At 61.1% G+C, this 17978-nt stretch carries 18 protein-coding genes; 14 read left to right on the top strand and 4 right to left on the bottom strand.

Annotation, left to right across the window (positions count from 1 at the left end):
* Positions 1-74 precede the first annotated feature (74 nt).
* Together QRN46_RS10185 and QRN46_RS10180 are read right to left on the bottom strand one after the other, a co-directional pair.
* A complete protein-coding gene (locus tag QRN46_RS10185) occupies positions 75-1247 on the bottom strand; it encodes a patatin-like phospholipase family protein (RefSeq protein WP_285354605.1) in 1173 nt (390 codons plus the stop codon).
* A 35-nt stretch (positions 1248-1282) separates the two neighbouring features.
* On the bottom strand, positions 1283-2215 hold the full coding sequence (locus QRN46_RS10180) for a lipid A biosynthesis lauroyl acyltransferase (protein WP_285354604.1): 933 nt from the start codon (positions 2213-2215) through the stop codon (positions 1283-1285).
* A gap of 117 nt (positions 2216-2332) precedes the next feature.
* On the opposite strand from QRN46_RS10180, the gene minC reads away from it, so the two are divergent.
* From minC to QRN46_RS10140, 8 genes are all read left to right on the top strand, one after another.
* The gene (minC, locus tag QRN46_RS10175) at positions 2333-3070 is read left to right on the top strand and encodes a septum site-determining protein MinC (protein ID WP_007960063.1); all 738 of its coding nucleotides are present in this window, start codon (positions 2333-2335) and stop codon (positions 3068-3070) included.
* Between the two features lie 169 nt (positions 3071-3239).
* The gene (minD, locus tag QRN46_RS10170; RefSeq protein WP_064378705.1) at positions 3240-4052 is read left to right on the top strand and encodes a septum site-determining protein MinD; all 813 of its coding nucleotides are present in this window, start codon (positions 3240-3242) and stop codon (positions 4050-4052) included.
* Positions 4052-4306: a cell division topological specificity factor MinE gene (minE, locus tag QRN46_RS10165; protein WP_007960071.1), complete on the top strand. Its 255-nt coding sequence runs from the start codon at positions 4052-4054 to the stop codon at positions 4304-4306. The genes minD and minE overlap by 1 nt, the downstream gene beginning before the upstream one ends.
* Before the next feature lie 91 nt (positions 4307-4397).
* Positions 4398-5033: an RluA family pseudouridine synthase gene (locus tag QRN46_RS10160; protein WP_007960072.1), complete on the top strand. Its 636-nt coding sequence runs from the start codon at positions 4398-4400 to the stop codon at positions 5031-5033.
* 46 nt (positions 5034-5079) lie between these two features.
* Entirely contained in the window at positions 5080-6180 is a 1101-nt protein-coding gene (locus QRN46_RS10155; RefSeq protein ID WP_011333181.1) for a hypothetical protein, read from the top strand.
* Between the two features lie 76 nt (positions 6181-6256).
* Positions 6257-7546, top strand: coding sequence for a M18 family aminopeptidase (locus QRN46_RS10150; RefSeq protein ID WP_007960074.1), 1290 nt, complete (start codon positions 6257-6259; stop codon positions 7544-7546).
* A gap of 132 nt (positions 7547-7678) precedes the next feature.
* Positions 7679-7855, top strand: a complete 177-nt coding sequence (locus QRN46_RS10145; protein WP_007960078.1) for a hypothetical protein — start codon at positions 7679-7681, stop codon at positions 7853-7855.
* A gap of 76 nt (positions 7856-7931) precedes the next feature.
* Positions 7932-10091: a mechanosensitive ion channel family protein gene (locus tag QRN46_RS10140; RefSeq protein ID WP_285354603.1), complete on the top strand. Its 2160-nt coding sequence runs from the start codon at positions 7932-7934 to the stop codon at positions 10089-10091.
* A gap of 410 nt (positions 10092-10501) precedes the next feature.
* Here QRN46_RS10140 and QRN46_RS10135 read toward each other — a convergent pair whose 3' ends face one another.
* Positions 10502-11215 (bottom strand): UTRA domain-containing protein, encoded by a 714-nt coding sequence (locus QRN46_RS10135; protein WP_011333178.1) that lies wholly within the window; start codon positions 11213-11215, stop codon positions 10502-10504.
* Between the two features lie 352 nt (positions 11216-11567).
* On the opposite strand from QRN46_RS10135, the gene QRN46_RS10130 reads away from it, so the two are divergent.
* The 6 genes from QRN46_RS10130 (at position 11568) to QRN46_RS10105 (ending at position 16922) form a co-directional block, all read left to right on the top strand.
* The gene (locus tag QRN46_RS10130) at positions 11568-12632 is read left to right on the top strand and encodes an ABC transporter substrate-binding protein (RefSeq protein ID WP_134023264.1); all 1065 of its coding nucleotides are present in this window, start codon (positions 11568-11570) and stop codon (positions 12630-12632) included.
* A 180-nt stretch (positions 12633-12812) separates the two neighbouring features.
* Positions 12813-13619 carry an alkaline phosphatase family protein gene (locus QRN46_RS10125; protein ID WP_285354602.1) on the top strand — a complete coding sequence of 269 codons (807 nt, stop codon included), beginning with the start codon at positions 12813-12815 and terminating at the stop codon, positions 13617-13619.
* A 5-nt stretch (positions 13620-13624) separates the two neighbouring features.
* Entirely contained in the window at positions 13625-14461 is an 837-nt protein-coding gene (locus QRN46_RS10120; RefSeq protein ID WP_011333175.1) for an ABC transporter permease, read from the top strand.
* Positions 14448-15248 (top strand): ABC transporter permease, encoded by an 801-nt coding sequence (locus QRN46_RS10115; RefSeq protein WP_201820439.1) that lies wholly within the window; start codon positions 14448-14450, stop codon positions 15246-15248. Before QRN46_RS10120 ends, QRN46_RS10115 begins: the two co-directional genes overlap by 14 nt.
* Complete coding sequence (locus QRN46_RS10110) at positions 15245-16234, top strand: ABC transporter ATP-binding protein (RefSeq protein WP_011333173.1); 990 nt, start codon at positions 15245-15247, stop codon at positions 16232-16234. The genes QRN46_RS10115 and QRN46_RS10110 overlap by 4 nt, the downstream gene beginning before the upstream one ends.
* A gap of 34 nt (positions 16235-16268) precedes the next feature.
* Positions 16269-16922: an HAD family hydrolase gene (locus QRN46_RS10105; RefSeq protein ID WP_064378699.1), complete on the top strand. Its 654-nt coding sequence runs from the start codon at positions 16269-16271 to the stop codon at positions 16920-16922.
* 45 nt (positions 16923-16967) lie between these two features.
* Here the strand turns inward: QRN46_RS10105 and QRN46_RS10100 are convergent, their stop codons facing one another.
* Positions 16968-17930, bottom strand: coding sequence for a zinc-binding dehydrogenase (locus tag QRN46_RS10100; RefSeq protein WP_011333171.1), 963 nt, complete (start codon positions 17928-17930; stop codon positions 16968-16970).
* Positions 17931-17978: the final 48 nt, after the last annotated feature.

Genomic DNA, 17978 nt, shown 5'->3' with positions numbered 1-17978 from the left:
CCCACACTCGTTTCGTGTCGTTCACAAAACCAATGTGGGAGCGGGCTTGCTCGCGAATGGCGGCGCAACACATCTCAAGCGGGAGCCAGCGCCTCGTCAATCCCGAGAAACCGGCACAACTCATCGCGCTTGGCCAAGGCATCGCGCCTGCCCAGATCGATCAATTCGCTGCAATACCCCGCCTCGAACAGCAAGTAACTCAACACCCCTGCCCCGCTCGTCTTGGTCGCACCCGGCCCACGCAGAAACAGCCGTAACGCCGTCGGCAATTCCTGGCGATGCCGCGCCGCGATTTCATCGATCGGCTGGCTGGGTGAAATCACCAGCACGTCCACCGGCGCCACACCCAACGCGCGGGTCGGCGTACCTTCAGGCATCAGACGGCTGAACTGGTTCAGACGCTGAAGCAACTCGATGTCGCTTTCCAGGCTGTCAATGAAGGTACTGTTGAGCATGTGCCCGCCGATCTGCGCCAGCGTCGGCTGCTGCCCGGTGTAAGTGCGCTCCAGCGGTTGCGCCGGATCAAAACCGCGCGGGTTGCCGCTGACACCCACCACCAGCACCCGGCTCGCGCCCAGGTGCAGCGCCGGGCTGATCGGCGCCGATTGCCGCACCGCGCCATCGCCGAAATATTCATCGCCGATCTTCACTGGCGCGAACAACAGCGGGATCGCCGAACTGGCCAGCAAGTGCTCCACCGACAACTGCGTCGGCACACCGATGCGCCGGTGACGCAGCCAGGAATCGATGGTGCCGCCGCCCTGATAGAAGGTCACCGCCTGTCCCGACTCGTAGCCGAACGCCGTGACCGCCACCGCGTGCAATTGCTTGCGCGCGATGGACTCGGCGATGCCGGGCATGTGCAGTTTTTCATTGAGCAGATGGCGTAGCGGCGAACTGTTGAGCAGCGCCACCGGCATTTGCCGGCCCATGCCCAACAGGCTATGGGTGACAAAACGACTGGCCTGGTGGATCACTCCCGGCCAGTCGCTGCGCAACACGCGATGGCTGCGAAAGCCTTGCCAGAACAGCGTCAGACGTTCGATGGCGGCGCGAAAGTCCGTAGCACCGCTGGCGAGGCTGACCGCGTTGATCGCCCCGGCCGACGTGCCGACGATCACCGGAAAGGGATTGTCCGCCCCCAATGGCAGCAATTCAGCAATTGCCGCCAGTACCCCCACCTGATACGCCGCCCGAGCCCCGCCGCCGGAAAGAATCAAACCTGTGACCGGTTCAGCTGGGCTCATCGCAACGCTCCGTGGTGCTTATGGGAATGGGTCAATCAACCGCGTTTGGCGTACAGCTTAGGCTCGCCTGGCGGACGACTCTTGAAGCGCCGGTGTGCCCACAGGTATTGCTCGGGGCACTCACGCAACACGCCTTCGACCCACTGATTGATGCGGATGCAATCTTCCTCTTCGGTCTCGCCCGGGAAGCCTTCCAGCGGCGGATGAATCACCAGACGATAACCGCTGCCGTCAGCCAGACGTTCCTGGGTGAACGGCACCACCAGCGCCTTGCCCAGCCGGGCGAACTTGCTGGTGGCGGTGACTGTCGCGGCCTGAATGCCGAATAGCGGCACGAAGATGCTTTGCTTGGCGCCGTAGTCCTGATCCGGTGCGTACCAGATTGCCCGGCCTGCGCGCAGCAACTTGAGCATGCCGCGCACGTCGTCACGTTCCACCGCCAGCGAGTCGAGATTGTGCCGCTCGCGGCCCTGACGCTGGACGAAGTCGAACAGCGGGTTCTTGTGCTCGCGGTACATGCCGTCGATGGTGTGTTGCTGGCCAAGCAGCGCCGCGCCGATTTCCAGGGTGGTGAAATGCACCGCCATCAGAATCACGCCCTTGCCTTCAAGCTGGGCCTTTTGCAAATGCTCCAGGCCTTCGACGTGAGCCAGTTTCGCCAGACGCTGACGCGACCACCACCAGCTCATGGCCATTTCAAAGAAGGCGATGCCGGTGGAGGCAAAGTTTTCCTTGAGCAGGCGCTTGCGCTCGGCGGCGGACTTTTCCGGGAAACACAGTTCCAGATTGCGCTTGGCGATGCGCCGTCGGTCGCCGGCGAAGCGATACATCAGGGCACCGAGAAAACGGCCGATGGCGAGCAATGCCGGATAAGGCAACTGCACGATCAGCCACAACAGCCCGAGGCCGCACCAGAGCGGCCAGAAGCGTGGGGCAAGAAATGCTTTTCGAAAACGCGGGCGATCCATTAAAGCTTCCGTAAATACAGTGGCCGCGCATTCTACATCGTTCGACCCGGCTTGCGGCCTGCGGGCGTTCTCGTTATAAGTCTCGGCACTTTTAGTGACAAGCCGTTGTATGCCGACATGAGCCAAACCGAACCGAAAGACCAAGATCCCGTGTTCCAGCTGAAGGGCAGCATGCTCGCCATTACAGTGCTGGAGCTGTCCCGCAACGACCTGGACAGCCTCGATCGGCAATTGGCCGCCAAAGTCGCCCAGGCACCGAATTTCTTCAGCAACGCGCCTCTGGTTCTGGCGCTGGACAAACTGCCGCCAAGCGAAGGCGCCGTCGATTTGCCGGGCCTGATGCGCGTGTGCCGTCAGCACGGCCTGCGCACCCTGGCGATCCGCGCCAGCCGCATCGAAGACATCGCCGCCGCCATCGCCATCGACATTCCGGTGCTGCCGCCGTCCGGCGCCCGCGAGCGACCGCTGGAAAGCGCCGAACCCGTCGCACCGAAGAAGCCGGAAAAACCGCCGGAGCCGGCCGTCAAACCGACCCGAGTCATCACCACGCCAGTACGTGGTGGCCAACAGATATATGCACAGGGTGGCGATCTGGTGGTGGTTTCCTCGGTCAGTCCGGGGGCGGAACTTCTCGCCGATGGCAACATCCATGTATACGGCCCGATGCGCGGTCGTGCGCTGGCCGGGGTCAAGGGCGACACCAAGGCGCGGATTTTCTGTCAGCAACTGAGCGCTGAACTGATCTCCATCGCAGGCCATTACAAGGTTTCCGAGGACCTGCGTCGCGATCCGATGTGGGGTTCGGGCGTACAGGTCAGCCTGTCGGGCGACGTGTTGAACATCATTCGGCTTTAACGGATACTGCCGCATTTTCCAAGCATCTCTAAAACGTAGCGAAAACGGCTCAAACGAAGTAGGAAAAAGGCCAAAAGCCGAATTCCAGCCAAGGCTGTCCGACTGCAGTAGTTTTCTAGAGATGTTTTTCAGGGGCTGAACAGTCCTTCTTCCTTAGGGGTGAAACACCTTGGCCAAGATTCTCGTGGTTACATCCGGCAAGGGTGGTGTGGGTAAGACCACCACCAGCGCCGCTATCGGTACCGGCCTCGCTCTGCGCGGCCACAAAACAGTGATCGTCGACTTCGACGTGGGCTTGCGTAACCTTGACCTGATCATGGGTTGCGAGCGCCGCGTGGTGTATGACTTCGTCAATGTGGTGAACGGCGAAGCCAACCTGCAACAGGCCCTGATCAAAGACAAACGCCTGGAAAACCTCTACGTGCTGGCTGCCAGCCAGACCCGCGACAAAGACGCGCTGACCCAGGAAGGCGTGGAAAAAGTCCTGATGGAGCTCAAGGAACAATTCGAGTTCGTCGTCTGCGACTCCCCGGCGGGTATCGAAAAAGGCGCGCACCTGGCCATGTACTTCGCTGACGAAGCGATCGTCGTGACCAACCCGGAAGTGTCCTCGGTACGTGACTCGGACCGCATGCTCGGCCTGCTGGCCAGCAAGTCCCGTCGCGCCGAGCGCGGTGAAGAGCCGATCCAGGAACACCTGCTGATCACCCGCTATCACCCGGAGCGCGTCGAAAAAGGCGAAATGCTCGGCGTCGAAGACGTCAAGGAAATCCTCGCCGTACGCCTGCTGGGCGTCATTCCGGAATCCCAGGCCGTGCTCAAGGCCTCCAACCAGGGCGTACCTGTGATCCTCGATGATCAGAGCGACGCCGGCCAGGCCTACAGCGATACCGTTGATCGCCTGCTGGGCAAGGAAAAAGAACACCGGTTCCTGAATGTCGAGAAGAAGGGATTCTTCGAGCGTCTGTTTGGAGGTAGGTAATGAACCTTTTTGACTTCTTTCGTGCCAACAAAAAGCCAAGTACCGCCTCGGTCGCGAAAGAGCGTCTACAGATCATCGTGGCGCATGAACGCGGCCAGCGCAGCACCCCGGACTACCTGCCATCCTTGCAGAAGGAACTGGTGGAAGTGATCCGCAAGTACGTCAACATCGGCAACGACGACGTGCACGTGGCACTGGAGAGCCAGGGCAGCTGCTCGATTCTGGAACTCAACATCACCCTGCCAGACCGCTGAGTCGATCCGGCAGGAACGACGGCGGCTCAGGGCCCTTCCGACACCGGAGGGGCCCTGAGCCGCCGTTGGCATTTGTTACGAGGCTGTTTTAATGCCGTTGTCCAACGTCCAAATCATTCATCAGGACGCCGCCGTTCTGGTGGTGAACAAACCGACCCTGTTGCTCTCCGTCCCTGGCCGGGCCGACGACAACAAGGACTGCCTGATCACCCGCCTGCAGGAAAACGGCTACCCCGAAGCACGTATCGTCCATCGTCTGGACTGGGAAACATCGGGGATCATTCTGCTCGCCCGTGATGCCGACACCCACCGTGAACTGTCGCGCCAGTTTCACGATCGTGAAACAGAGAAAGCCTACACTGCGCTCTGCTGGGGTCAGCCGGAACTGGACAGCGGCAGCATCGATCTGCCCCTGCGCTACGATCCGCCGACCAAGCCGCGCCACGTGGTCGATCACGAACTCGGCAAACACGCCCTGACCTTCTGGCGCGTGCTGGAGCGCTGCGGCGACTGGTGCCGCGTCGAGCTCACACCAATCACCGGCCGCTCGCACCAGTTGCGCGTGCACATGCTGTCCATCGGTCACCCGTTGCTTGGTGACGGCCTCTACGCCCACGAGCAAGCCCTGGCCGCCTGGCCTCGTCTGTGCCTGCACGCGAGCATGCTCAGCTTCACCCATCCCCAGTCCGGCGAACGCTTGCGTTTCGAATGCCCGGCACCGTTTTAAGCACTGTCGGACCGACAGCTGCCCGATTTATAGGATTTTGTTCCGGATGAGTTGTACTGATTCCCTGGCAACACCCGTCAAGAAGACCCGTCATCAACTGCTTTATCTGATTTACGGCAATCAGGATGCCTACCGGCGCGAAGCCAAGTTCAGCATCCTGACCGCCTTGTCCCACGCCAGAAACGGCAAGCGCCCGGCGATCAGGATTCTGACTGACCGACCGCAAGACTACGTAGGCTGGCCGGTCGACACCGTGTTGCTCGACGACGCGACCCTGACCCGCTGGCAAGGACAGAACGGTTACCACCACCGGCGCAAGGCCTGCGCGATTGCCGCCGGCTTGCAACTGGCCGAGAAAACCCTGTTCGTCGACACCGACACCCTGTTCACCAGCCACCCGAGCAGCCTGTTCCAATACATCGATGCGAATCAGTCGGTGATGGATCGCTTCGAATACGACTGGGAAGACGTTTTCGAACGGCCGGACTACCTGAAGCTCGCTCGCGACCTCAGTGTCCACGGTGTTTCCCCGCAGAACGGTTTCAAGCTCTACAACAGCGGCCTGTGCGGTATCACCGACCGCGACTCGGCATTGTTCGAAGAGTCGATCAGGCTGATCGACGAGTGGACGGCCGACGGGTTCGAGATTCACACCATCGAGCAAATCGCCCTGTCCTACGCGATGCGCGAACGGCCGGTGGTGGAAGCGCGCAAACACATCTACCACTACTTCGCGGAAAAACGCTTCTTCCACGCGATGCAGGCGTTTTTCTTCGCCCAGCACGGCGAGAAATTCAGCCAGCGACTGGTGGACCTGTGTGCCGATGTGCCGCGCGTCAAACCCTTTCCGTCCGCCTGGCAGCGCCTGAAGATCAAATGGAAGCTGCGCAACCAGAGCGGTGCCATGCGCAAGGTCGGCCGGGACCTTTTGTACGGCAGCGCCGCGCCGGATCATCCGTACTACAGCGCCTGTCGCCATGAGTGGTGGGAATGCGCCTCGCGGGAGATCCTGCGCTGGGACGAGAGCCGCCAGAAAAAGCTTCTGGAACAGAGCCGCTGGCCCAAGCAGCTGCCTCGCCCGGACAAGCCTGAAGACGAAAAAGCGATCATGAACTACTTGAAAAAACGCGTGGCCGCCGCTCGTTGACGCGAGCGGCACATGCCAAGTCCCAAGCATCAGGCCGATGCGTTAAACTCCCGCCCATTGCTGTCTGGAGCTTCTTATGCGCGAAGAGTTGAACCAAGGCCTGATCGACTTCCTCAAGGCCTCCCCTACCCCGTTCCACGCCACCGCCAGCCTTGTTCAACGCCTGGAGGCCGCCGGTTATGTGCGCCTCGACGAGCGCGAAACCTGGCACACCGAAGCCAATGGTCGTTACTACGTCACCCGTAACGACTCCTCGATCGTCGCGATCAAGATGGGCCGCAACTCGCCGCTGCACGACGGCATCCGCCTGGTCGGCGCCCACACCGACAGCCCGTGCCTTCGGGTCAAGCCACAACCTGAATTGCAACGCCAGGGCTTCTGGCAGCTCGGCGTCGAAGTCTACGGCGGTGCGCTGCTGGCGCCATGGTTCGACCGCGACCTGTCGCTGGCCGGCCGCGTCACTTTCCGCCGCGACGGCAAAGTCGAAAGCCAGCTGATCGACTTCAAGGCCCCGATCGCGATCATTCCCAACCTGGCCATCCACCTCAACCGTGAAGCCAACCAGGGCTGGGCCATCAACGCCCAGACCGAACTGCCACCGATTCTCGCCCAGTTCGCCGGTGACGAGCGCGTGGACTTCCGCGCGGTGCTCACCGATCAACTGGCCCGCGAACACGGCCTCAACGCCGACGTGGTGCTGGATTACGAGCTGAGTTTCTACGACACCCAGAGCGCTGCGGTCATCGGCCTGCACGGTGATTTCATCGCCGGCGCGCGCTTGGACAACCTGCTGTCGTGCTATGCCGGCCTGCAAGCCCTGCTGACCGCCGACACCGAAGAAACCTGCGTGCTGGTGTGCAACGACCACGAAGAAGTCGGCTCCTGCTCGGCCTGCGGCGCCGACGGCCCGATGCTCGAACAGACCCTGCGCCGTCTGCTGCCGGAAGGTGATGAATTCGTACGCACCATCCAGAAGTCCCTGCTGGTTTCTGCCGACAACGCCCACGGCGTGCACCCGAACTACGCCGAGAAGCACGACGCCAACCACGGCCCGAAACTCAACGCCGGCCCGGTGATCAAGGTCAACAGCAACCAGCGCTACGCCACCAACAGCGAAACCGCCGGTTTCTTCCGCCATCTGTGCATGGCCGAAGAAGTGCCGGTGCAAAGCTTCGTCGTGCGCAGCGACATGGGTTGCGGCTCGACCATCGGCCCGATCACCGCCAGCCATCTGGGCGTGCGCACGGTCGACATCGGCCTGCCGACCTTCGCCATGCACTCGATCCGCGAACTGTGCGGCAGCCATGACCTGGCCCACCTGGTCAAAGTGCTGAGCGCGTTCTACGCCAGCCGCGAACTTCCGTAGAACACAGCCGGGATCGCAGCCTCGAGCTGCGGTCCCCCGGCCCGTAAAACCGGCTCATTTCTGATACACATCAGCACCGTCCATCGAAAACCCACCTAGACTTGAACAATCCCTTTCGACAAGGCTGTCGCCATGATCTCGATGTCTGCGTTCCACTCCATGCTCATTCCCATCCTGTGCGGAATGATTCTGCTGGCCATCGGCTTCAACTTCCGTGACAAGAACGCCGGTGTGTTCGCCATGTGGATCGGCATGCTGATGATCCTGGCCACCGTGGTCTACAAGATCCTGGCCAAACTCAACGAATAAATCCGCGCCCGGCTCGCATTGAATCTGGCGGGCTCGTACACTCGCCCGATCCGCCCCTTGCGAGGTTGACCGCCTAGTGTTCGCTCGTCTTTTTGCCCTGCCCTGCCTGTTTCTCGTCTGCCTGATGACCCTGACGTCGCCGGCACCTGCCGACGCCGCCGGTCTGCCGGGACTGCTCACAGGTTCCGGCAAGGCTCAGCCCGAAGCTCAGGAACCGCTCGGCCAGTCGCTGGACGAGGTCATCAAGTCGCTGGAAAACGACAAGCAACGTGCCCAGTTGCTGACCGACCTGAAAAAACTGCGCGATGCCACGAAAAAAGCCCAGGCCACCCCGGAAGAAGGGGTACTGGGACTGATCGGCGGCACCCTCGCCACTTTCGAAAAACAATTCTCTGGCGCCGACAGTCCGCTCAATCGCTGGTCCGCTGAATTCGACATGGCCCAGGACGAACTGAAAGGCCTGATGCTGCCGGCCAGCGAATGGCTGCCGATCATCTTCGCCTTCGCCGTGATCCTCGCGGTCTGGAGCCTGCTCGCCGCCGCACTGATCTGGCTCGGTCACCGGGTACGCATGCGCTTCGGCCTGACCGAAGAACTGCCGCAACATCCCCGAGCCCTCGACATGCTGCGCTTCGCCCTGCGCAAGCTCGGGCCGTGGATGATCGCCCTGGTCATCACGGTGTACATGAGTTACGCACTGCCCTCGTCGCTGGGCAAAAGCCTGGCGATGGTACTGGCTTATGCGCTGGTGGTCGGCACCTGTTTCTCGGCCATCTGCGTGATCGCCTTCTCCGTACTCGACGGTCCGCACCGTCATCGCGCGCTGTACATCCTGCGTCACCAGGCCTTTCGGCCGCTGTGGCTGATCGGCAGCTTCGCCGCGTTCGGTGAAGCCCTGAGCGATCCGCGACTGGTGGCCGGTCTCGGCGTGCACCTGGCCCACACCGCCGCTACAGTCGCCAACGTCCTCGCGGCGCTGTCGACCGGTCTGTTCATCCTGCGTTTCCGCCGGCCGATCGCCCACCTGATCCGCAACCAACCGCTGTCCCGCCGCCTGACCCGCCGCGCCCTGAGCGACACCATCGAAATCCTCGGCACCTTCTGGTACGTCCCGGCGCTGGTGCTGGTGGGTATTTCGCTGTTCGCCACCTTCGTCTCCGCCGGCGACACCAGCACCGCCCTGCGCCAGTCGCTGATTTGCACCGTGCTGCTGGTGTTGTGCATGGTCATCAACGGCCTCGTCCGCCGCCACGCCCTCAAACCCCAACGCGGGCCGAAACGCCACGCGCTGTATTCCGAGCGCCTGAAAAGCTTCTTCTACACCCTCGCCCATTTGCTGGTGTGGCTGGCCTTCATCGAACTCGGCCTGCGGGTGTGGGGCATGTCGCTGATCGGCTTCACCGAAGGCGAAGGCCACGACGTCAGCGTCAAACTGTTCAGTTTGATCGGCACGCTGATCTTCGCGTGGCTGATCTGGATCCTCAGCGACACCGCCGTGCACCACGCCCTCACCCGTTCTCGCAAAGGCCTGGCCAACGCCCGCGCGCAAACCATGATGCCGCTGATCCGCAACGTACTGTTCGTGGCGATCTTCATCATCGCCCTGATCGTCGCCCTGGCGAACATGGGCATGAACGTCACGCCCCTGCTGGCCGGTGCCGGCGTGATCGGCCTAGCGATCGGCTTCGGCGCCCAGTCACTCGTAGCAGACCTGATCACCGGCCTGTTCATCATCATCGAAGACTCTCTGGCCATCGACGATTACGTCGACGTCGGCGGCCACCTCGGCACCGTCGAAGGCCTGACCATCCGCACCGTACGCCTGCGGGACATCGACGGCATCGTCCACACCATCCCGTTCAGCGAAATCAAAAGCATAAAAAACTACTCCCGCGAATTCGGCTACGCCATCTTCCGCGTCGCCGTGCCGTTCAACATGAGCATCGACGAAGCCATCAAACTGATGCGCGACGTCGGCCAGAAAATGCGCACAGATCCACTGCAGCGGCGCAACATCTGGTCACCGCTGGAATTTCAGGGCGTGGAAAGTTTCGAGTCCGGCAACGCGATATTGCGTGCAAGATTCAAGACCGCACCGATCAAACAATGGGAAGTTTCACGGGCATTCAACCTGTCGCTGAAACGGCATCTGGACGAGGCCGGACTGGACTTGGCGACGCCAAGGATGAATGTGCAAGTGATCACCGCAGGCGGTGGTGGCCAAACTCAAGAATAGACCCGAAGAATCGGGCCAACTTCAAGGCCCTCATCGCTGGCAAGCCAGCTCCCACCACTCACCACGATGAGCGTTAGCTCGAGTACCGCTCTTGACGTGCCGGCCCCATCGGCCGGCTGAGTGGAGGGATTCATCCGGGGGTGGGAGCGCAGCGACCGTGCGGCGCAGCCGCATGCATCGAGAGGAGGTGCAGCGAAGCAAACCGTAGGCGATGCCCCCGGATGAATCCCGGAACGAAGGAACACCGAGCCTCAGCGAGGTGCCGAACGCAGGGGCCCAGCGTTTTGGTTACTTTGGGGCGTTTGCCAAAGTGACTCGCCGTAAGGGCGAAACCGTCAGCGGCAGCACCCGAAGCAACGGATATTCACCCAAAACAACCCAAAACCTGGTCGGCCCAGAGGCCGCCAAGGTCAAACCACATCAACCCCCACGTGAATCGCATCATGCCGCCAAAACTCCAGATCACAATCAATCAACCGCCCAAACTGATCATAATTAACCCGAGCAATCCTCAACCCCGGACTCCCCACCGACACCCGCAACGCCGCCGCCGCATCGACCGATAAAGACGTAGGCACAATCTCGAACCGCACCCGCCCATAGTGCAAATCGTAATGCCGCGCATACAGCTCGGTAATCGACTGATTCAGATCAAACTCGAGAATCCCCGGAAAAAACTGCGGATTCAGATAATGCTCCACATACAACACCAGCCGCCCATCGATCCGCCGCGACCGGCAAATCTGAATCACGCTCGACAACGCCGGCAACTGCAACCACGCACAGACCGCCGCTGAAGCCGGCTGCAACCGCGCCGAAATCACCTCGGTCGACGGCACCCGCCCCTGCGCACTGACCATCGCGTGAAAGTGACTGCGCTGCATCAGGTTGTAAGCCAGACGCGGCGGCGACACGAACCAGCCCCGACGCTCCTCGCGATAAATCTGGCCCTGCGCCTCCAGCTGCAACAAGGCTTCACGCACCGTAATCCGGGTCGTGCCGAACAACTCGCTGAGCTTGCGCTCCGCTGGCAGTTTGCTCCCCGCTGCGAGCAACCCATGGTCGAGTTGTTCCTGAAGGATCTGGCCAATGGCTGTCACCGCTTTTGTTGCCTCATCGCGCATCAACGTTACCTATCTGGACTAGACCAGCACTGTTTCGGGGCAAAAACCGCACAGCGATAGCGCCGCTTGGTCGTGTTGCAAGCCTAGGCAGTGCAGATGACCGAGAGATGACAAAACTACCGAACGGTCGCTCTGACAACTTGCAATACATCGGCCAAGTCCCTTGTCCACCGGGACTTTGCGGGTGGTCTACGCTTAGCGGGCAGCCTTCGATACCGGAGAAATAAAACACGGGGCGGGCAACCGCCGACATCAAAGTGTCATCCAGCCCCCCTACATTGGCTCAGGTATTGCTGACCTAGACCAACACCAACCGCAATCGCAGCGTTGAACACGACCAAGGAGCTTCGGAATGAAACAGCTTTTCCTGGCAACACTGTTAGGCTCGACCATTGCCATGTGCACCGCCGCCATGGCGGCTGATGATCTGAAAACCCTCGAAGCCGCTGCGAAAGCGGAAGGTGCCGTCAACAGCGTCGGCATGCCCGATGACTGGGCCAACTGGAAAGGTACCTGGGAAGACCTGGCTAAGAAATACGGCCTGAAACACATCGACACCGACATGAGTTCGGCCCAGGAAATCGCCAAGTTCGCCGCCGAAAAAGACAACGCCACCGCCGACATCGGCGACGTCGGCGCGGCCTTCGGCCCGATCGCGGTCAAGCAAGGCGTGGTGCAACCGTACAAGCCGAGCACCTGGGATCAAGTGCCGGACTGGGCCAAGGACAAGGACGGCAACTGGGCGCTGGCCTACACCGGCACCATCGCCTTCATCGTCAACAAGAAGCTGCTGCACGGTTCCGAAGTGCCGACCAAATGGGCTGACCTCAAGGGCGGCAAATACAAGGTTTCCATCGGTGACGTAAGCACTGCCGCACAAGCTGCCAACGGCGTGCTCGCCGCAGCGCTGGCCAACGGCGGCGACGAGAAAAACCTCCAGCCTGCCCTGCTGCTGTTCGCAGACATCGCCAAGCAGGGTCGCCTGTCGATGGCCAACCCGACCATCGCCACCATGGAAAAAGGCGAGATCGAAGTCGGCGTGGTCTGGGACTTCAACGGCCTGAGCTACAAGGCGAAGATGGCCAACCCGGATGACTACGTGGTGCTGATCCCGTCCGACGGTTCGGTGATTTCCGGCTACACCACCATCATCAACAAATACGCGAAGAACCCGAACGCTGCCAAGCTGACCCGCGAATACATCTTCAGCGATGCCGGCCAGACCAACCTCGCCCGCGGCAACGCTCGCCCGATCCGCGCCGAGCACCTGCAACTGCCGGAAGACGTGAAAGCCAAGCTGCTGCCGAACGAGCAGTACAAGAAGGTCACGCCGATCAAGGACGCCGATGCCTGGGAAAAAACCTCCAAGGCCCTGCCGCAGAAGTGGAACGAAGAAGTCATCGTAGAAATGAAGTAAGCCCGTAAACCCAACAGGGTTTGACGCAAAACTCTGTGGGAGCGGGCTTGCCCGCGATGGCAATTTCACATTCAACAAATGTGTTGAATTGCATGACGCCTTCGCGGGCAAGCCCGCTCCCACAGGATCCGTGTTGATTTCGAGTTTTCCGATTTATTGTTTCGCGGAGTTTTTGCCCCTATGAAGCACACCGTCATCCTTGTCGTGCTCGACGGCCTCAACTACGAGGTCGCGCGTCACGCCATGGGGCATCTGCAGGCTTACGTTGGCGCAGGACGCGCCGCGCTCTACCAGTTGGAGTGCGAGTTGCCGGCCCTGTCCCGACCGCTTTACGAATGCATCCTCACGGGCGTACCGCCGATCGACAGCGGCATCGTCCACAACAACGTCTCGCGCCTGTCCAATCAGCGCAGCATCTATCACTACGCCCGCGATGCCGGTCTGAAAACCGCCGCCGCGGCCTACCACTGGGTCAGCGAGCTGTACAACCGCTCGCCGTTCGTGGCGGCACGGGATCGGCATACCGATGACCCGACGCTACCGATCCAGCATGGCCACTTCTACTGGAACGATCACTACCCGGATTCGCACCTGTTCGCCGACGCCGAAAACCTGCGCCTGCGCCATGCCCCGGATTTTCTTCTGATCCATCCGATGAACATCGACGACGCCGGCCACAAGCACGGCCTCGACACCCCGCAATACCGCAACAGTGCACGCAGCGCCGACATCATCCTCGCCGACTACCTGCAAGGCTGGCTCGACGCCGGTTGCCAGGTGCTGGTGACCGCCGACCACGGCATGAACAACGACCGCTCGCACAACGGCCTGCTGCCGGAAGAACGCCAGGTACCGTTGTTTGTACTCGGTGACGCCTTCAGTTTAAACACCGACGCCATGCCGAAGCAGACCGACATCTGCGGCACCGTCTGCGAGCTGCTCGGCGTACCTCACGACAAACCTGTGTGCCGGGAGTTGCTCAAGTGAACTCAATGACTCGCGGCAAATGGCTGGCCGCCCTGTGCCTGGTGCCTTTCGCACTGTTCTTTATCGTGTTCGAAATCGCCCCGCTGATCTGGGTGATGATCAACAGCCTGCAATCGGAAGAATTCGGTTGGGGCTTTGCCAACTTCAGCAAGATCTTCAATTCGAAGTTCTATCTGCAGGCGATCCAGTACAGCCTCGAAATCAGTTTCTGGTCGAGTGTGTTCGGGATCATCATCGCGGTGCTGGGCGCCTACTCCCTGCGCCGGGTCGATTCAAAACTGCGCAACTTCGTCAACGCCTTCGCCAACATGACCAGCAACTTCGCCGGCGTGCCCCTGGCGTTTGCGTTCATCATCCTGCTCGGTTTCAACGGCAGCATCACCATCATGCTGAAGCAGGCCGGGATCATCGAGGACTTCAACCTGTATTCGAAAACCGGGTTGATCATCCTCTACACCTACTTCCAGATTCCCCTCGGCGTGTTGCTGCTGTACCCGGCATTCGACGCCCTGCGTGAAGACTGGCGCGAATCCGCGGCACTGCTCGGCGCCGACAGCTGGCAGTTCTGGCGCCACATCGGCCTGCCGGTACTGACCCCGGCCCTGCTCGGCACCTTCGTGATCCTGCTGGCCAACGCCCTCGGCGCCTACGCCACGGTCTACGCCCTGACCACCGGCAACTTCAACGTATTGCCGATCCGGATTGCGGCGATGGTCTCCGGCGACATTTCCCTCGACCCGAACCTGGCCAGCGCCCTGGCCGTGGTGCTGGTGGCGCTGATGACCCTGGTGACTGTCGTGCATCAACTGCTGTTGAAGAGGAGCTACCATGTCTCGCGCTGAATCCGGCCCGGCCGGCGTCTACCACCGCGTCGTGGTCTATCTGTTGTTCGCAATCCTGCTGCTGCCGTTGCTGGGCACCTTGATCTACTCGATCGCCAGCAGTTGGTCGGCGACCGTGTTGCCCAGCGGTTTCACCTTCAAGTGGTACATCCAGTTGTGGAGCGATCCGCGCTTCCTGCACGCCTTCGGCCAGTCGCTGCTGGTGTGCGTCGGCGCGCTGATCCTGTCCGTGGTGCTGATCCTGCCGCTGCTGTTCGTGGTGCATTACCACTTCCCGAAACTCGATGCGCTGATGAACATCCTGATCCTGCTGCCCTTCGCAGTGCCGCCGGTGGTGTCGTCGGTGGGGCTGTTGCAGCTCTACGGTTCCGGGCCGATGGCGATGGTTGGCACACCGTGGATTCTGATCGGCTGCTACTTCACCGTGGCACTGCCGTTCATGTACCGGGCGATCACCAACAACCTGCAGGCGATCAACCTGCGCGACCTGATGGACGCCGCCCAACTGCTCGGCGCCAGCACCTTTCAGGCAGCTTTCCTGGTGGTGCTGCCGAACCTGCGCAAGGGCCTGATGATCGCATTGCTGTTGTCGTTCTCGTTCCTGTTCGGTGAGTTCGTGTTCGCCAACATCCTGGTCGGCACCCGCTACGAAACCCTGCAGGTCTACCTCAACAACATGCGCAACAGCAGCGGCCACTTCACCAGTGCGCTGGTGATTTCCTACTTCTTTTTCGTGCTGGTCCTGACCTGGGTCGCCAACATCTTGAACAAGGACAAAAGCGAATGAGCTATGTCAGCGTCCAACACCTTCAGAAAAACTACGCCGGCACCACCGTGTTCAGCGACATCAACTGCGAAATCCAGAAGGGCGAATTCGTCACCCTGCTCGGCCCGTCCGGTTGTGGCAAATCCACCCTGCTGCGCTGCATCGCCGGCCTGACGCCGGTGGATGGCGGCAAGATTCTGCTCGATGGTGTCGACATCGTGCCGCTCACCCCGCAGAAACGCGGGATCGGCATGGTGTTCCAGAGCTATGCGCTGTTCCCCAACATGACCGTCGAACAGAACGTCGCCTTCGGTTTGCGCATGCAAAAGGTCAATGCCGACGACAGCCACAAGCGGGTTGCCGAGGTGTTGAAATTGGTTGAACTCAACGATTTCGCCAGCCGCTATCCGCATCAGCTGTCCGGCGGTCAGTGCCAGCGTGTCGCCCTCGCCCGTTCGCTGGTCACCCGTCCGCGCCTGTTGCTGCTGGATGAACCGCTGTCGGCCCTCGATGCACGGATTCGCAAACACTTGCGCGAACAGATCCGTCAGATCCAGCGCGAACTCGGCCTGACCACGATTTTCGTCACTCACGATCAGGAAGAAGCCCTGACCATGTCTGACCGGATTTTCCTGATGAATCAGGGAAAGATCGTACAAAGCGGCGACGCCGAAACCCTCTACACCGCCCCGGTCGACGTATTCGCCGCCGGCTTCATCGGCAACTACAACCTGCTGGATGCGGAGAGTGCGTCGAAACTGTTGCAGCGGCCGATCAACCACCGCATCGCGATCCGCCCGGAGGCCATCGAATTGAGCCTCAGCGGCGAGCCCGATGCGCAGATTCGCAGCCACAGCCTGCTGGGCAACGTGATTCGCTACCGCGTCGAAGCCCGGGGCGTGGAACTGGTGGTGGATGTGCTCAACCGCTCGGCGGCGGATCTGCATCCCGACGGTCAGCGCCTGTCACTTTCCATCGATCCCACCGCCCTGTGTGAGGTAGCCTGATGACTTTGCTGACACCCAAGAGGGAACTGAACTGATGGCCCTGGCAATTTTTGATCTGGACGAAACCCTGATCCACGGCGACTGCGCCACCCTCTGGAGCGAGCAGATGGGGCGCCTGGGCTGGGTCGATCCCGAGTCGTTCATGCGCCGGAACAACGAGCTGATGGACGCCTACAGCCATGGCAAGTTGCGCATGGAAGACTACATGGACTTCAGCCTCGAACCGCTGATCGGTCGCACCCCGGAGGAAGTCGAGCACTTGGTTGGCCCATGGGTTGAAGATTTCATCGAGCCGATCATCTTCAGCGACGCCACCAAAACCATCGCCGCCCATCGCAAGGCCGGTGACCGGATTCTGGTGATCTCGGCCTCGGGCACGCACCTGGTCAAACCGATTGCCGATCGGCTGGGCATCGACGAGGTGCTGGGAATCGAACTGGAAGTGGCGCATGGCGTGTACAGCGGCCGCACCGTGGGCACGCTGACCTACCGCGAAGGCAAGATCACCCGCTTGCTGGAATGGCTGGATGCCGAAGAGGAAAATCTTGAGGGCGCGAGTTTCTATTCCGACTCACGCAATGACCTGCCGCTGCTGCTGAAGGTGGATTACCCGCATGTGGTCAATCCGGATCCGGTGTTGCTGGCAGAGGCCGAGAAGTCCGGCTGGCCGATCCACCTCTGGAAGTAAGCGATGGTCTTGTGGGAGCAGACCTGCTCCCACAAGCAATGATGATCAGCTCAGGCTTTCGTCGATCACCAGCACCAGCTTCCCTGCCACGGTGTTGCTCGCCAGCTCTGCAAACGCAGCCTCGGCATCCTTGATCGGGAACGCCTTGGCCAGTTGCGGCTTCAGGCGCCCTTCGGAAAACAGCGGCCACACGTGCTGGCTCAGATCGCTGAACAGATCGGCCTTGAACTGATCGTCACGGCTGCGCAGGGTCGAGCCCAGCAGTTGCACGCGCTTGGCCAGCACTTGGGCCAGATCCAGTTTCGCCTCACGGCCGCCCATCAGGCCGATCAGCACCCAGCGTCCGTCCTGGGCCAGCAACTTCAGATTCAACGCCGAATAATTGCCGCCCACCGGATCGAGGATCACATCGAACGGCCCGAAATCCCGCAGGCTTTCCAGATCGTCGGTGCGCACCACCCCGCCCTGGGCACCCAGCGATTCGCAGTACGCCAGCCGCTCAGCCGAGCCAACGCTGACCCAGCACGGATTGCCGAAAGCCTTGCACAGTTGAATGGCGGCTGAGCCGATGCCACTGGCTCCGGCGTGCAGAAGAACTTTCTCACCCGGTTTGAGCGCAGCGAGTTGAAACACATTCAGCCAGACGGTCGCGTAAACCTCGGGCAACGCCGCCGCTTCAATCAGCGACACGCCTTCCGGAACCGGCAGCACATGCCGTCCGTCGACGACCACCTCTTGCGCCATCCCGCCCCCGGCCAGCAAGGCGCAGACCCGGTCACCGACCTGCCAGGACGAGCCCGCGCCGACCTCGCTGATCACCCCGGAGCATTCAAGACCCAGCACGTGGCTGGCACCTGGAGGGGGTGGATAAAGTCCGGCTTTCTGTAATAAATCCGCGCGATTGAGGCCCGCTGCCGCCACCCGGATGCGAACTTGTCCTACATCACATGTAGGACTTGGTTCATCAACCCATGCCACTTGACCTTCAACGCCTTGCAATGCCTTCACAGTGCCTCCATAGTGAGTCTGGACTGAGCCCGAAGCTGTAGCGCCGGG

Origin of the sequence: Pseudomonas sp. lyk4-R2A-10, from assembly GCF_030209075.1 — a bacterium.
Taxonomy (GTDB): Bacteria; Pseudomonadota; Gammaproteobacteria; order Pseudomonadales; family Pseudomonadaceae; genus Aquipseudomonas; species Aquipseudomonas glycinae.
Note: the sequence above shows the minus strand (reverse complement) of the source record. Positions and strands in the feature narration are given on the sequence as shown.

What these genes read in the sequence shown, in the direction of transcription:
- QRN46_RS10120 (WP_011333175.1), top strand. Translation starts at nt 13,625, where the DNA reads ATGACTCGCGGCAAATGGCTGGCCGCCCTGTGCCTGGTGCCTTTCGCA.
- QRN46_RS10150 (WP_007960074.1), top strand. Translation starts at nt 6,257, where the DNA reads ATGCGCGAAGAGTTGAACCAAGGCCTGATCGACTTCCTCAAGGCCTCC.
- minC (WP_007960063.1), top strand. Translation starts at nt 2,333, where the DNA reads ATGAGCCAAACCGAACCGAAAGACCAAGATCCCGTGTTCCAGCTGAAG.
- QRN46_RS10180 (WP_285354604.1), bottom strand. Translation starts at nt 2,215, where the DNA reads ATGGATCGCCCGCGTTTTCGAAAAGCATTTCTTGCCCCACGCTTCTGG.
- QRN46_RS10155 (WP_011333181.1), top strand. Translation starts at nt 5,080, where the DNA reads ATGAGTTGTACTGATTCCCTGGCAACACCCGTCAAGAAGACCCGTCAT.
- QRN46_RS10160 (WP_007960072.1), top strand. Translation starts at nt 4,398, where the DNA reads ATGCCGTTGTCCAACGTCCAAATCATTCATCAGGACGCCGCCGTTCTG.
- QRN46_RS10125 (WP_285354602.1), top strand. Translation starts at nt 12,813, where the DNA reads ATGAAGCACACCGTCATCCTTGTCGTGCTCGACGGCCTCAACTACGAG.
- minE (WP_007960071.1), top strand. Translation starts at nt 4,052, where the DNA reads ATGAACCTTTTTGACTTCTTTCGTGCCAACAAAAAGCCAAGTACCGCC.
- QRN46_RS10130 (WP_134023264.1), top strand. Translation starts at nt 11,568, where the DNA reads ATGAAACAGCTTTTCCTGGCAACACTGTTAGGCTCGACCATTGCCATG.
- QRN46_RS10105 (WP_064378699.1), top strand. Translation starts at nt 16,269, where the DNA reads ATGGCCCTGGCAATTTTTGATCTGGACGAAACCCTGATCCACGGCGAC.
- QRN46_RS10185 (WP_285354605.1), bottom strand. Translation starts at nt 1,247, where the DNA reads ATGAGCCCAGCTGAACCGGTCACAGGTTTGATTCTTTCCGGCGGCGGG.
- QRN46_RS10110 (WP_011333173.1), top strand. Translation starts at nt 15,245, where the DNA reads ATGAGCTATGTCAGCGTCCAACACCTTCAGAAAAACTACGCCGGCACC.
- QRN46_RS10115 (WP_201820439.1), top strand. Translation starts at nt 14,448, where the DNA reads ATGTCTCGCGCTGAATCCGGCCCGGCCGGCGTCTACCACCGCGTCGTG.
- QRN46_RS10135 (WP_011333178.1), bottom strand. Translation starts at nt 11,215, where the DNA reads ATGCGCGATGAGGCAACAAAAGCGGTGACAGCCATTGGCCAGATCCTT.
- QRN46_RS10145 (WP_007960078.1), top strand. Translation starts at nt 7,679, where the DNA reads ATGATCTCGATGTCTGCGTTCCACTCCATGCTCATTCCCATCCTGTGC.